The 15,149-nt window shown below is 70.1% G+C and carries 8 protein-coding genes; all 8 read right to left on the reverse strand.

All coding sequences use genetic code 11. From position 1 onward, the window contains the following. Genes ACWEH3_RS21160 through ACWEH3_RS21195 form a run of 8 tightly spaced genes read right to left on the reverse strand, consistent with a single transcriptional unit; the run spans position 1 to position 14,489 of the window. Positions 1-1,293 carry an aminotransferase class I/II-fold pyridoxal phosphate-dependent enzyme gene (locus ACWEH3_RS21160; protein ID WP_450015734.1) on the reverse strand — a complete coding sequence of 431 codons (1,293 nt, stop codon included), beginning with the start codon at positions 1,291-1,293 and terminating at the stop codon, positions 1-3. Next, positions 1,290-4,037, reverse strand: a complete 2,748-nt coding sequence (locus ACWEH3_RS21165) for a PEP/pyruvate-binding domain-containing protein (protein ID WP_450015732.1) — start codon at positions 4,035-4,037, stop codon at positions 1,290-1,292. Before ACWEH3_RS21165 ends, ACWEH3_RS21160 begins: the two co-directional genes overlap by 4 nt. Further along, entirely contained in the window at positions 4,034-5,443 is a 1,410-nt protein-coding gene (locus tag ACWEH3_RS21170; protein WP_450015730.1) for a cytochrome P450, read from the reverse strand. Before ACWEH3_RS21170 ends, ACWEH3_RS21165 begins: the two co-directional genes overlap by 4 nt. Next, the gene (locus tag ACWEH3_RS21175; RefSeq protein ID WP_450015728.1) at positions 5,440-7,206 is read right to left on the reverse strand and encodes an AMP-binding protein; all 1,767 of its coding nucleotides are present in this window, start codon (positions 7,204-7,206) and stop codon (positions 5,440-5,442) included. Before ACWEH3_RS21175 ends, ACWEH3_RS21170 begins: the two co-directional genes overlap by 4 nt. After that, positions 7,203-7,457 carry an acyl carrier protein gene (locus ACWEH3_RS21180; protein ID WP_450015726.1) on the reverse strand — a complete coding sequence of 85 codons (255 nt, stop codon included), beginning with the start codon at positions 7,455-7,457 and terminating at the stop codon, positions 7,203-7,205. Before ACWEH3_RS21180 ends, ACWEH3_RS21175 begins: the two co-directional genes overlap by 4 nt. Continuing rightward, positions 7,454-8,311 carry a hypothetical protein gene (locus ACWEH3_RS21185; protein ID WP_450015724.1) on the reverse strand — a complete coding sequence of 286 codons (858 nt, stop codon included), beginning with the start codon at positions 8,309-8,311 and terminating at the stop codon, positions 7,454-7,456. Before ACWEH3_RS21185 ends, ACWEH3_RS21180 begins: the two co-directional genes overlap by 4 nt. Continuing rightward, positions 8,308-14,223 (reverse strand): aminotransferase class III-fold pyridoxal phosphate-dependent enzyme, encoded by a 5,916-nt coding sequence (locus ACWEH3_RS21190; RefSeq protein WP_450015722.1) that lies wholly within the window; start codon positions 14,221-14,223, stop codon positions 8,308-8,310. The genes ACWEH3_RS21185 and ACWEH3_RS21190 overlap by 4 nt, the downstream gene beginning before the upstream one ends. Next, positions 14,220-14,489: an acyl carrier protein gene (locus ACWEH3_RS21195; RefSeq protein WP_450015720.1), complete on the reverse strand. Its 270-nt coding sequence runs from the start codon at positions 14,487-14,489 to the stop codon at positions 14,220-14,222. The genes ACWEH3_RS21190 and ACWEH3_RS21195 overlap by 4 nt, the downstream gene beginning before the upstream one ends. Positions 14,490-15,149 lie beyond the last annotated feature (660 nt).

The following is a 15,149-nucleotide window of genomic DNA, read 5'->3' on the forward strand; positions in this document are numbered from 1 at the left end:
TCAAGCGATCCCTTCCTGTTCGGGATGGAAGCCGAAGCGGCGGGCGACGGTGTCGATGCGGTCCAGTGCGCGGTCGAGGTGGTCGCGGGTGAGCGTGGCCATCATGCTGATCCGCAGGCGCTGCTGGTCGCGGGGCACGGCCGGGAATTCGACGCCGTTGACGAACACACCCTCCCGATGCAGAGCGGTGACCACATCGGCGACGGCGAGACGCTGTGGTACGAGCAGCGGGATGATCGCGGTCTGCGGGTCGACGGCGAAACCCATCGCGCGCAGCCCGCGCACGAAGTAGCCGACGTTGTCGTGCAGTCGCGCCACGCGTTCGGGATGCGCGGCCAGGAAGTCGATTCCGGCGAGCACCGCCGCGACCACCGAGGGGGCGAGCGCGGCGGAGAACATGTAGGAGCGGGCGAAGAAGCGCAGCGTGTCCACCAGGTCTCGCGACCCGGTGACGAAGCCGCCGGTGCCCGCGAAGACCTTCGAGAACGTGCCCATGGTCAGCTCCACCGATCCCGGACCGAGCCCGAAATGCTCGGCGGTGCCGTGCCCGCGCGCGCCGAGTACTCCGGTGCCGTGCGCGTCGTCCACCGCCAGCCACGCGCCGAAGGCGTCGCACAGCGCGCGGATCTCCGGCAGCGGTGCGATGTCGCCGTCCATCGAGTACACGCCCTCGACGGCCACCACCACGTTCGCGCCTGGATTGCGCCAGCGGATCTGCATCAGCCGGTGGCGCAGATGGCGTACATCGTTGTGTGCGAAGGCCATCGAGCGCACCCGGCCGAGCTGGATGCCGTCGTACAGGCTGGCATGGTTCTGTTCGTCGTAGAGCAACACATCGCCTCTGCGCAGCAGGCCGGTCACCCAGCCGACATTGGCCGCGTAGCCCGAGGAGAAGACCATGGCAGACTCGCAGCCCTTCAGTTCGGCCAGCCGTTCCTCGAGCCGCCGGTGCAAAGTGGTGGTGCCGTTGAGCAAGGGCGGGCCGCCGTGTCCCACGCCGTATTCGCGAATGGCGGCGATGGCGGCCTCGACGATGCTCGGTTCGTTGCCCAGGCCGAGGTAGTTGTTGGACCCGAGCATGATCAGCTCGTCGGTCGCGCCGGTCGCCGGATCGCGCACCTGGACGACCGCGCCGGACGGCCCGGCCACTTCTCGCAACACGAACCCGCTGCCGCGCGCGTGCTGCGCGTAGGGCCGGAATTCCGCGAAGCGCTGGTCGAACGTGTGCGCGGCGGGGTCGAGATAGTGCTCCAGGCTGAAATTTTCGCCGTGGGCCAGATCGGGTGCGGTCATGGTCGTCGCTCCTGCCCGAGGGTCACGGTTCCCGCGCGGCCGTCCAGCACCAGGACGTCACCGTTTCCGATCAGGCGGGTGACTCCGGGCACGCCGACGACCGTGGGGATGCCGAGTTCGCGTCCGATGATGGCGGTGTGGGAGAGCAGGCTGCCTCGTTCGCTGACCAGGCCGCCCGCGGCGACCATGAGGAACACCCAGCCCGGGTCGGTGGTCGCGGCGACGAGGATCTGCCCGTCGATCGCGACGTCCGGATCCGGGGTGTCCAGGACCAGCGCGGGAGCCTCGACGCGCCCCGGGGCGCAACCGATTCCGTGCAGTACGCGCGCTCCCTCGGCAGCGTCCGGGCCCGGTTGCTCCAGTGCCGGATCGCTGATTCCCGACGCGGCGATCCCGGTCGTGACGATGCGGGAGGGCAGGCGCTGAGCCTGCCAGCGGTCGTAATCCGCCTTGCGGAGGGCGACGGTACGCCTGATGTCGGTGTCCACCGCCGTTCCGCGGGTGAGGGCCGCGATCTCCTCGTAGGTGAGCCAGAAGACGTCGCGCGGATCACCCACCAGGCCGTCGGCGTGCAGCCGCCTGCCGTACTCCCGGAACACCCGCTTGAGGAGACCGAAGGCACGGCTGCGGCCCAGTCGCATGTTCTCGCGCTGCTTCACGTGTTCGCGGGCGAGCCGGAGCGCGAGCCGGAAAACCCACCGCCGCACGCCTTCACCTGCGAACAGTTCGGCCGCCGTCCGCTCGGCCGCACACCGGATCGCCTGCTCACGCGCGATCATGTCATCGGCGTTCTGCCCGCCACGCAGGTAATTCCGCAGCATGGGCACCAGTCGTTCGGGATGCTCGCCGAGCGGATCGGTCTCCAGCTTGAGTTCGTCCACCGTACGGTCGCCGAACTCGGCGATGTGGCGCAGGCACGCCGCGCGGAAGGTCGCGAACCGGTCTTCCGACAGGGCCGCCCACACTTGCCGCGCGGTGGAAGGACCGTCGAACAGCGCACGCAACGCCGAGTCGGCGCGCACCCGCGCGGTCAGTGCCAGTGCCGACCGCACCGGATCGACGCTGTCGACACCGTCCTCGCCGCAGAACAATTCGTTGCGCAGGGTGAGCGCCGCTTCCTCGGCGAGGCCGGCGCGGCGCAACTGCAGTCCGACCACATGGAACATCTGCTGGGCGAGGAAATCGTTGAAGATCTGCACCGAGTAGGCGGGCACGAGTTCGTCGAAGAAGCGTTCGGTCCACGCCAGCAACGCGTGTGCGTCGCGGTCGCGCTCCGGCCGGTCCTCGGCCAGCCTGCGTTCGAGGTCTGTGGTGGCCGCCGCCAGCGCCGTGAAGAACGTGCGCAGTCGCCGTGGCAGTCGCAGCCAGCCGAGCAGGATGATCGCGAAGACACGCAGACGAAGCGCGATCGCGCGCAGCCGGGCGACGCCACGGGCCGGCGCAGGCGGTCGCTGGTATCGGTTCTCGATATTGAGCGCGGCCTCCCAGCCTTCGATGGCGAATTCCATGCCGGGGATCTCGAGGAACAGGCGGTACCAGTTGCTGATGTTGTAGTAGATTCGGCCGCGCGCGGTGCCGACCAGGTACGGATACAGATCGGCGGCGTTGCGCTCGACGATCCGCGCGGTGGCGCCGAAATCGCGGTGACACGCGCGGAAGACCCGCTCATAGGCGGTACGCAGCACCGAGAACGTCAGCGGGCTCGACAGCCCCGGATACGACTCCGCGACATTGACGTTGTCGAAGACCGTCTCGCGTGCGCCGGTCGCCGTGACCGGTCTCGCCTGCAACAGGTGCAACCGCCCGTCCTGCGTGTAGGCGAACTCGACATCCTGCGGTGCGCCGAAGCGGTCCGCGAGTGCGCCCGCCACCTCGGCCAACTCCTGGATCTCCGTGTCCGACAGCGCAGCCACGGTCAGCGGGTCGGCGAGTTCTTCGACCGTGGTGCCCGCGCCGTTCGGCGAGGGTGCGACGCGGCTGCGCTTGTCGGCGACCACCCGTGAGGTGATGGCGCCGGTGCCGCGGTCGACGAAGTAGGTATCGCAGTCCACCGTGCCCGCCACCACGCCTTCGCCCAGCCCGAGCGCGGCCGCGACCACGGCTTCGGAGGGATCACCGCTCTGCGGATTGCAGCTGAACACCACCCCTGAGACGGCACTGTCGAGCAGTACTTGCACCACCACGGCGCAGGCGACCGGCGCATTGTCGAGACCGCGGCGCGCCCGGTAGAACAGCGTGCGCTCCGACCACGCGGAGGCGAGTACCGTCCCGATCGCGGCGGGCAGATCAGCGGCCCCGACGTTCAGCACGGTGTCGAGCTGTCCGGCGAAGGAGTCGGTCGCCGAATCCTCCCCGCGTACCGACGATCGCACGGCGAAGCGCACCTCGCCCGCGGCAGCCGGACCGGCGGCGGCCAGCTCGGCGACCACGGCGTCGAGTTCGGCGGCGACGTCGCCGGGCAGGGGGCGTCCCTCGACGAGGGCGCGGATCCGGGACGAGACCGACCGCAAGGCGGCCGGATCGGCCGGATCGAGTTCGGCAAGCAGTTCCGCGATGGCATCGGCGGACGGAGCCAGCAGCCGCGCGCACGTATCGGTGCCCAGCACCGCGAACGGCGGCACGCGATATCCGGCGGCCTGCAGTCCGGCGAGGTTGGCGGCCTTGGCTCCGGCGTGCGCCGCGACCGCCGGGTCCGCCGCGAGGGTTTCGGCGCGCAGTATCGCGCCGGTGGTGGCACTGGTCATCGTGCGGCCTCCTGTCTGGTCCGGGTCGCCGGGACGGCGCGCTCGCGCCGGGTCAACCGCACCAGGACCGGGTCGGGGGTGTTGGAGATCTCGGGGTGCTCGCGCACCCGCATCCCGTTCACCAATTCGATGTCGTAGCGCGACAGCACCATCGCCAGACCCACCCGGATCTCGATCAGCGCCATCTGCTGGCCGACGCACAGATGCGCGCCCCAGCCGAAGGGGAAGTACCGGAACGGCGGGCGCGCCCGGTTCCGCTCCTTGGTGAACCGGTCGGGATCGAAGGTCAGCGGCGCGTCCCAGAACCGGGGCAGGCGATGGTTGACGAACGGGCTGATCACGACGATCGCACCGGGTCGCAGGTCGAACCGGTCGAAATGGTCCGGCTCGAGCGCGGTACGGCTGAACGCCCAAGCCGGCGGATGCAGGCGCATCGCCTCATCGATCACGCGGCCGGTGTACTCCAGGCGGGGCAGCGCGGCCCGCACCGCGTCCGGGTCGTCCGGCGCGTCCGGCAGTGCGTCGATCTCGGCGCGCACCCGGTCGAGCACGGCGGGGTTGCGGCCCAGTTCGTAGATCGTCCAGGCCAGCGCCGCTCCGGTGGTTTCGTGACCGGCGAGCAAGAAGGTCAGCACCTCGTGCCGCAGCTGCGCGTCGTCCATCGCGTGTCCAGCGTCGTCGCGGGCGGCGAGCAGCCGGGCGAGCAGTGACCCGGCGTCGTCGTCGGTTCGCCGGTGCCTGCCGATCACCTCGTCGACCACGTGGTGCAACCGGCGTCGCACTGCCCACAGCCGCCGGTTACCCGGAGTCGGGAGTCGTGGCGGCAGCTGGATCGGCGCGGCCATATGCCGCATGACCCATGAAACGCCCTGGCGCACGTCGTCTTCGATCTGCGGAAGCACGCCGTCGAGGTCCGCGCCGAGTACCGCGCGGCACACCACGTCGGCGGCGAATCCCATCAGCTCGGGCACCAGGTCGAAGGCCGCGCCGCCGGCGGCGCGGGCGTCCAAGCGGGTGCGCATCCGCTGTCCGCACGCGACCATCAGCGGGATCTCGGACTCCACATGACGGCGCGTGAAAGCCGGTTTGATCAGGGCGCGCTGACGTTTCCACAGCTCGCCGCCGCTGGTCAGCAAGCCGGGACCGAGCAAATGGTTCAGGCTTCGGTAGCTGATCCCCTTCTCGTAGCGCCCCGCACGGGTGACCAACACTTGCTCGATGTGCTCGGGTTCGACCAGCAGGTGCACGTGCTGGTGCGCCAGGCGCAGCCGGACGCTGCCGTAGTGGAGCGCGGACTCGTAGAACAGACCGAGCGGGTCGGTCCGGTACCGGGCGTAGACGCCCAAGGGATGCCTGGGGGACGGGCCGTCGAGGCGGCGCTCGCCGGTCCCGGTCGTCGGTGTCACCGCGCCACGTCTCCCCCGCGCACGGCGCCGACCAGTTCGTCCGCGTCGCCGTCCAGCAGGCGCCGCGCCGCGCCGCGCTGGACTTTGCCGCTGGTGGTCTTCGGGATGCTGCGCGGCGCGACGATCCGCACACCGGCCGCCAGCACGCCGGTGCGTTTGCTCACCGCCGCGCGTACCGCACGGGCCAGCGCGTCGTGCTCCGTCCGCGCCACGGCGGATTCGACGATCAAGTGCAACTCCTCCGATCCGGCGTCGGCATCGGTTCGTCCCAGCGCGACCACGCCGCCCGGCCGCACTCCCGGCACCTGCTCGGCGGCGATCTCGAAGTCGGTGGGCAGGTAGTTCGCGCCGCGGATGATGATCAGGTCTTTGCGTCGCCCGGTGATCCGCAACCGCCCGTCGCGCAGGTAGCCGATGTCACCGGTGTCCCACCAGCCCTGCGTCCGGGTGGCGGCGGTGGCTTCGGGCAACCGGAAGTAGCCAGGCGTGGTGGACGGCCCACGAAATTGCACCCGGCCGAGCACGTTCGCGCCGCACGGCGTTCCGTGCTCGTCCACCACGCGAATTTCGGTGCCCGCCACGGGCGCTCCGCAGTCGACGATGTCGAGCGCGTCGCCGTCACCGGCCGGGACATCCACCGCGACGCCGTCTTCGGCCAGTCCGCGCCGGGAGACCGAGTCGAACGCGATCGGCGCCCGCGGATCGGACACCGTCACCGCGAGCGATGCCTCGGCCAACCCGTAGCACGGTACGAGCGCGTCGGGAGGCAGCCCCCAGCGGCCGAACCGGTCGACGAACCGCCGCACCGTGGGCGGATGGATCGGTTCGGCTCCGCAGAACAGGAACCGCCATGCGGACAGATCCACCCCGTCGAGTTCACCGTCGGCGATGCGCGCAGCGGCGTATCCGTACGCGAAATTCGGTGCGGCGGCGAGGGTTCCGCGATGCCTGTGCACCGCGCGCAGCCAATCGGCCGGGTGGCGCAGAAACCGGTTGGGCGGGATCAGCACCGCGTCGATGCCACGGAACAGCGGTGTGAGGAACCCGCCGATCAGCCCCATGTCGTGGTGCAGCGGCAGCCAGCCCACCCAGGTGTCGCCGGGTCCGATCGCGGCGGCGCGGGCGATCTGCTCGCAGTTGGCGGCCAGATTCGCGTGGGTGACCTGAACCCCCTTTGGCGTGCCGGTCGAGCCGGAGGTGGCTTGGATGAACGCGAGATCCTCCGGTGCGGGCAAGTGGGGCGCGAGCGCGGGAGCGCCCGGTGTGCCGGCCAGCGCATGCAGTGCCGAGGCGTCGATCGTCGCCACCGACGCGGGCACGGGCACGGGCACGGGCACGGGCAACGTGGTGAGCACCGCCGCAGTGCTCACCACGGCCGCCGGTTCCAGATAGGCCAGCAGCCGGGTGAACCGGTCCAGGAAGATTTCGGCGGTCCCGAAGCCACCCGGCGTGGCGATGGCGGTGGGCACCGCGCCGAGCGACAGTGCGCCGAAGAAGGCCGTGACGAACTCCGCCGAGGTGGGCAGGCACAGCAACACGCGGTCGCCCCGGCGCACGCCGTCGGCGGCCAGGCCCGCCGCGGCGCGGCCCGCAGCGCTCACCAGATCATCGTGGCGCCAGTGGATTTCGTCGTCGTGCCGGTCAGCGGCGCGCTCGGCCAGGATCACCGTCGACGCCGCCGCCTTACCTCGGTCGCCGCCGGACAGCAGCGCGTGCACGATGCTCGGGTGTTGCGGGCGCAGTGTCCCTGATGACGCGGTCATGGCTGGTCCTCGACATAGCGCACGATCGTCTCGACCGTGGTCAGCCGGACGGCGACGTCTTCCGGAATGCTCACGGAGAACTCCTGTTCGAGCTGAATGGTCAGTTCGATGGCGGTCGGCGAATCGAGTCCGTAGTCGATCAGCGGTGCCGCCGGATCCAGATCGGTCGCGGGCACCCACAGCACCTCGCCGACGATCGCGCGGACCCGCGCCTCCAGGTCGGCCGAGCCGATGTCGTCACGTGCACTCATCCGAGCAACTTCCCTTCCGTCACGCAGGCGCGCACCGATTCCTCGAGGTCGACGTCGTCGCCGGTGTCGATGCGGTGAAACGCCACTTCCGGGAACGCGGTCGCGAGGGTCTCGCGCACCCGCTCGTATCCCGAACGCAGGGTGGTCAGCCGCTCGGCGGTCTCATGGGCCTCGACCGGCCCGTGTGCCGACCGCCGCGCACAGCGGGCCGCGGCCTGGCCGGGCGGTGCGTCGAGCCACAGCACCGCGTCCGGCAGCGTGGTGCGGAACCGTTCGCCGAAGCCGGATACCGCGCCTGCGATGTCGCGACCGACCAATTCCGCGATCTCCGACAGCAGCAGCCACGGGTCAGGCGAGCTGCCCAGCCGTTCGGCCTGGGCGTGCTGCCACGCGAGGATGTCGGCGAACGTGCCCGGTCGATGCCGTTCGAGCACCGCCGCGATCTCGTCCTGTCGCGCGCGGCAACGCCCGTCCGTGCCCGCCAGCGCCACGTACAGCGGACCGTAGACGAGCAGTTCGATCAGCGGATGCCGTTCGCACACGAGCACATCCGGTTCCCAGGTGCGCAGGAAGTGCTGTTCCACCGGCCCGAACAGGGTCATCTGCAAATACATCGCGGTGGCCTTCATCGCGACGTCGCCGATCTCGTCACAGCCGACGCTGAAGGCCCGCAGCTGCCGGGACAGATCGGCGAGCGGAACGTCGCGGGTGTCGTGGAAATCGGGGCAGGTCATCGACGCGAACCCACCGGCGTCGGTCCGCACCGCCAGCGCGCGGAGCGCGGCCAGCACCGAGGACTTGCCCGCGCCGTCGATGCCGACCAGGGCCACCCGGCGGGTGTACGAGCCGCTCATCGGTCGTCCTCGCGCAACTGGGTCAGCACCGCGCTGGTGATCTCGGCCTGCGTCGCCGTGCCGTCGAGCCGGATCCAGCCCAACTCGTCCGACAGCGCGTCGAGCGCCTCGTGGCTGCGCTGCTGGAAGGCCAGGAACGACTCCTCGTCGCCGTAGCCGCTCTCGTAGTCGCTGCGCAATCGTTTGCGGCTCAGCGCGTCCTGCGGCCGCACCGCGAGGTAGAAGGTGCGATCGGGTTCCGGGAACCCCGCCGCCAGGCTGCGCAGGACGGCCGGGTCGCCGCCGTGAGCGACTTCGGTGGCGTAGTACTTGTACCAATACGCGTTCGCGAGCACGATGTCCGCGCCACGCTCGGCGGCCAGGTCCAGTGCCAGCTGCATGGCGTGGAACAGGAAGTGCGCGCGGCTGAGCGGGGTGAGCAACTGGAGGTAGCCGTAGATCTCCGCGGGACTCCCCCAAGGGAGTTTCGAGGAGACCTTCGGGTCGAGGAAGGCGTCCCAGATCGTCACCGCTGCGACACTGTGGCCCTGCGCCTCGAATTCCGCGGCGATTCTCGCCACCTGGGTGGTCTTGCCCGAGCCGTCACCGCCTGCGAGACAGATCAGGCGTTTACGTGCGGTCAGTGTCGTGTCCTTTCCGGAGCCGCGCGTCACGTGAGGCGATGCGACAGGATCTGCCACCTCCGTGGAGGTTTCGGGGAGAGCCGGGGGCGGCGGTGAGTCCTCCTCCGGTCGTGCGCGAGCAGCGACGTCCGCCCGCCGGTGATCCGGGGACGGTTCGCCGCTCACGGGGGCCGCGACGGAGTCCGCGTCCAGGATCCGCACCACTCCCGCGCTGCCGTCGATTCGGATCCGCTGACCCGATCGCACGACACTCGTGGCACCCGCCACATTCAGTACGGCGGGGATGCCGTACTCGCGTCCGATCACGGCGGCGTGCGACAGCATGCCGCCCACCTCGGTCACCACACCCGCCACCAAGCCCAGCGCGGGAGTCCAACCCGGGTCGGTGAATCTCGTGACGAGGATGTCGCCGTCGCGCAATTGGTCGATGTCGGTGAGCGCGGTGATCACCCGCGCCGTTCCCTCGGCGACACCGGGACTGCATCCGAGGCCGGACAGGTCGCCGTCGGCGACGGCGCGCACCGCGGCCACGGTCACCCCGCCACCGAGTTCGTGCGGCGGCGTGAGATCGCGATAGGCCGCGTACATCGCGCGGCGGTAGGCGATCACGGGCGCGAGGTCCGCCGCGTCCGCGCGGCCCGCGACCAAGTCGGTGAGCTCGTGGATGGTCAGCTGGAACGCGTCGTCGGCGTGCTCGAGCGCGCCCGCGGCGGTCAAGCGCGTGCCCGCCTCCACCACGTAGGCGCGCACGACGGCGTAGCACTGCGACGAGAATTCCCGCATCCGTTCCCTGGCCACGAGGTAGCGGCGCATCCGGTCGATCTGCTTGTCCAGCGCCTTGGCGTAGCGCACCCGTGTCGTCGGACGAGCCCGGACCCGGGCTCGGACCGCCGCCGACTCGGACTCGTAGCGCTTGCGCTGCTCCACCAGCGTGGCCGCCGGGTCGGCAGGCGCGGTGCCGTGTTCGAGCATCACCGCGATCATCGATCGCACCCGCTGCGGGTCCTCCGACCAGCGCGGGCAGGTGAGGTCGAGTTCGGCGTCGGCGTGGAAGCCCTGCTCGGCGAGGAAGGCCGCGAGCGCCACCTCCCACTCCGGGCGGTCCATGCCGAATGCTCGTGCGACACGGTGTAATTCGACGATCCCGCGTTGCAGCGCCATGTGGCTGATCTCGGCGAGACCACCCATCAGGTCGATGGCGGAGCTGGTCGCGCCGGTGGCCGCGTCGACCTTGTCCAGCAGCTGTTTGAAGTCGGTCTGCACGCTCGAGTTGTGATAGATCGTCGTGAAGTAGGTGCGCTCGGTCGTCGCGTGCAGGGTGAGCAGGCAGTCGGCGAGGTCGGCGGCGAAGGTCGCCCGGTCGGTCCGGGGCAGCGCGCGCACCCGCTCGCGCCACGCCGCGTACTTGGCGGGCCAGCTCTCGGCGAACGCGTCGACGGCGGCGAGCTGTTCGCGATAGCTGCGCTGCACCGCCAGCGCGACGGGCAGCGCGCGGGCGATGGTCAGCGGCGTGTTCGGCGTGCGGATCGGCCCCTCGGGGCCGTACTCGTTGAGGACGCCCAGGTCGTCGTCGAAGTGCTGTTCGTCGAAGCCGGGTATGCGCTGGAAGCACTGCTTCACCGCGCTCACGTTCCAATAGGCCCGGCCGTAGTACATCGCCATCCAGTCCGGCTCTTCGCCCGCCGCGGCCAGGCCCAGACCCTCGAAGAATCGCTGCATCGAGTACTGGAAGGCGTTGTCGTACAGCGAGAACATCATGGGTGTGCACACACGGGCCGAGACGCCGCCGTCGCGCAGGTCCGCATCGGAGAACTGGTCGATGTCGGTGCGCCAGCTGATCGCGGTGACCGCACGCGACTGCAGCAGCCACAGTGCGCCGTCGCCATCGATCGCCCATTCGATGTCCTGCGGCCGATGCCTGCGGGCCTGCACCGCGAGCAATAGCGCCGCCAGTGCTTCGGTGTCGGCGCCGTCGAGCCGGACGTCCTCGTCGCCCGCCTCGCGCGCGACCACGCCGCCGTCGGACAGCCGCAGTGTGTAGCGAGTGGGGGTGACCTGCCCGGAGACCAATCGCTCGCCCACGCCGTGACAGGTCTCCAGCACCGCGTGCTCCTCGATGCCGGTGAGCACATCGATGCTGAAACCGACCCCGGCGCAACGTGCCTCGACCATGCGCTGCACCAGGACGGCCACCGTCGCCTCGGCGTCGGCCATGCCGCGGCGGGACAGATACGCCCGCACCCGCTCGTTGCGTACCGAGGCGCGGCACCGTTCGATGTGCGTCCGCAGCGCGTCCGTGTCCGCGATGTCCAGATAGGACTCGTACTGGCCCGCGAAACTGGCGTCGTCGAGATCCTCGAGGACGCCGCTGGAGCGCACGGCCACCGGGAACCCGCCGATGGCCCGTACCCAGCCGGACAGATCGTCGTCGCCGACGCCGTCGAGGTCCAGGTCAGCGGGCACGACGAAACCGGCTGGGACGGCGAATCCATCGGTCAGCAACTCGTGCAGAGTGGCGGCCTTGCCGCCCGCCCGAGCGGCGGCGAAATCGGCCGCGCCCAGGAACATCGGGGCGGACGCGGTAGTCGGAGTGATCACGGTGGTGGCTCCTGTCGGCAGCAGAACCGGGCGCAGGTCGTGACGAGCGGCCAGACTTCGTGCCGCGCGGACACCGGCCACGGTGAGCGCGCCATAGGACGGGCTCGCGGTGCGCGGCTCGAAGCCGAGCAGCAGCGTTTCGGCCATGCACGCGTAGACGATTCCGGCGGGCAGCCCGGTTTCGGGTAGGGACGGGGTCTGGCCGAGCGGCAGCGCCATGCGGCCGCCGTCGACCAGGGTGAGATGCGGATGCTCGGCGACCGCCGGGTCCACGTCGCCCGGTACGGCCAGATCGCAGACGAGCACCGGGTGGTGCGCGGCGAGATGTCGCGCGGTGATCAGCGGCCGCGCCGAGTTGGTGGCGGTCACGACCACCCGGCAGTCACGCAGTGCGGCCAGGTCCTCGCTCACGACCACCTCGCCGGGCAGCCCGGCGGCCACCCGGCGCAAGCGCGTCCCCGCGCCCGGCCTGCCCACCAGGACCAGCGAATCGGCCAGCGGAGCGAGTAGTTCGGCCATGACCGCGCCGATGTTGCCGAGTGCGCCGAGGATGCCGACCCGCCGCTGCCCCGGCGGCAGCGCGGCCAGTTCGGCGCTGAGCACCTCGTAGGCGCAGGCCGCGGTGAGCGAATTGCCGGAGGTGACCGTAACGGCGTCCTCCGTCACCTCGCGTGCGGCATCGGTGACGATCGAGGTGTAGCCGCCGAGCCCGATCACCGTGGCTCCGGCCGCGATCGCCTGCTCTACCGCGTGCCACACCAGTTCGCGCACGTAGGTCCGCTCGCCGGCACGCTGATGCGCCACGATCTGTTCGGCGGTCAGCGGCAGCGCGAACACCATCATCTCGGCCTCGGCGCCGGTGGGCGAGGAGATCGTCCGCCTGGTCAGTTCGAAGGGATCGGCGACGGGGCGCAGACGGTCGAGCAAGGCGGCGAATTCCGAGTCGCTCCAGCCATCCAGCTCGGGGGCCAGCCTGCGCAGGTCGGCCGTCTCGGGCAGGTTCGCCAGGAACGCCACCTTGGTCGGCGCGTGCGGGTCGCGCGGCGGTGGCATATCGGCGCGCCGTGGCAACGGAGCCCGCTCCGTCACCGTGGGCTTCGTGGTGACGGGAGCGGCCAAGTGCGCCAGCAGTACGTCGTATCGCCCACGGTGCAGCAGTGCCGCGACGTCGTCCAGCGCCGCCGCCAGCCGCGCCATGTCGCCTTGGGTGATGAACGCCGAGGGCTGGACGCGCAGGGTGGTCGGTGCCGAGAGGGTGGGCAGCACGCGGATCGCGTGCCGGTGCAGGAGGTATCCGGCGACCACGTAGCCGAACATGTCGGGCGCGCAGATCTCGCGCAGCAGCGCCGATTCCGGCTCCGGCGCCCGCAGCTGCACGCCCTGCAGGAGCCCGCGCCCACGCACCGCCACGATTTCTCGCGGCCAGCGGCGGGCCACCTCGTCCAGCTGCGACCGCAATCGCGCTCCCGCATCGCTGATCCGGAGTTGGTTGTCGCGCAACAGGTCCAGCGCCGCGTCGGCGACCGTCGCCGACAGCTCGTCGTCGGCGAAGGTGGAGGTGTGGTAGCGACCGAAGTCGCTCACGGCGTGCGCACGGTCCACCAGCAGCGCGGCGATCTTCACCAGTCCGCCGCCGAGCGATTTCGACATCAGGTAGTAGTCCGCGCGCACACCCGAGGGAGCCGACGCCAGGAACGTGCCGGTCCGGCCCATGCCGCACTGGATCTCGTCGAAGACCAGCGCCGCGGTGTGCCGATCCGCGAGTTCCCGCAGGGCGCGCAGGGTGTCGGCGGGAACCTCCCGCACACCGCCTTCACCTTGGACGGGCTCGGCGAACACCGCCGCGACGGGCGACAACCGCCGCCACGTGCGCACGGGCGCGCCGTCGGCGCCGAAGCTGATGACACCCACGGTGCACAGCTCGTCGGCGAACGCGCCGGCCACCTCGTCCGGCGCCCAGGTGCCGAGCCGCCACCGCGGCGGGCCGGGCACCACCAGGTCGGCCGGGGTATCGGCCTGTTCGGTCAGCGCGAAGGCGCCGGCACTCTTTCCGTGGAACGCGCCCGCGAGCGACACGAACACCGGCCCGCGCCCACGCAGCCGCGCGATCCGGCCCAGCGATTCGGTGAGCACGACCGCGGCGGTCCGCGATTCGGCGTCCCCGGCGGGCGTGGACGGGCGCACATCGTGCAAGCGGTCGCGGCGCAGCCGGCGCAGCGTCCGCCGTAGCTCGGCGTCCAGTTCGCTGAGGGCGCGCGCGTGCGCGACCGCCGCGTGCCGGATCGCCGCCTCGACCGCGTCGGCTCCGGTGGAACCCAATGTCACCACGTACTCCCGGCCGGTAGACGCACCGACCGACTCGGAAAGCCGCCGCGCCAACCGCGCGGCGCCCGGCCGGACACTGCCCTGCGCCACGAATGGCACCTGCTGGTTCAGTGTCGCGGTCGCGGCACGTACCAGCGCCGGATGGTTGTGACCGAACAATGCCGCGCCGAAGCCGCCGACGAGATCCAGCACCCGGGTCCCGTCCGCGCGGACGAGATGGTCGCCCTCCGCGGCGGTGTACATCACGTCCAGGTGGCAGGCTCGCAGCAATCCGGCCAGGCCGGGTCGGTTGTAGTCGGCGAAATCGCCGAACGAGTCGGATCCGGTACGCGGCAATTGTTCCTGCCACCCCGCGCCCGTGGTCACGCGCACGCCTCGGCCCGGGTGCGCCGCGTACGGGTTGTCTTCGCCGCAACGCACGCGATCACATCGCGCGCGGTGTGCAGCATGGCCGCCTCCTCGTCGGAGATCGCGATGCCGAACTCCCGCTCGAGCTCGATCACCAACTCCACCGACCGAACCGAGTCCAAGCCATAATCCAGCAACGGTGTGTCCGGTGCTATTTCGACCACGTGCAGACCACGCGAGAACATCGTGAGAACTCGTTCGGTCAGGGCATCGAATTCATTCATTCAGCGCCTCCTTCGTCGCGCGCCAGACCTTTCCACCGGCGCCGAACATCTGTGCCGATCGACGGCCAGCGGCCCGTTCGAAACCGGATATACACAGTTCATCGCAGGTTTTCGCACCCGCAGATTCCGCGCCCACTCGCCCTCCGATATCCGCGAACGGGACTGTCGATTCGAACCGCTCGCCTTCCCGTGCGGCGCGCCACGACACCGTCCCGCGTTCTCACAATCTGTACACCCGCACTATGCGGGCTGCAATCCGAAACCCGTTGCAGAAAAGCATGTTTCGCCGGAAGGCAATTTTTCAGACAACTTCCTCGACTATGTTTCCGGAAACAAAGCCACACACCACGGGAACCACGTCGGCAAACGCACTGTCCCAGACGATTTGACAGCCGGGCGAGCGCAGTGGATTTACGTCACCTGTCACCGCTCGACACAATAAAGTGCCCGCTTTTGGAAACCGTGCAGTTCATGCGGCATTCATCCGCTGGACGAGCGGGAAGAAATACCAACCTATCGGTATTTAATACGCGAACTCCCCCTACCGCATCGCGGCCAGAACATGAAGTAACGTAACGGCGTTTTTATGCTGCCCGCCAACGTGTTTCACCCATCTGTAGACCAGCTAACTTCTGGACCGCCATCGGAGTGTGACGCCTC

It is taken from the genome of Nocardia sp. NPDC004718 (genome assembly GCF_053601535.1).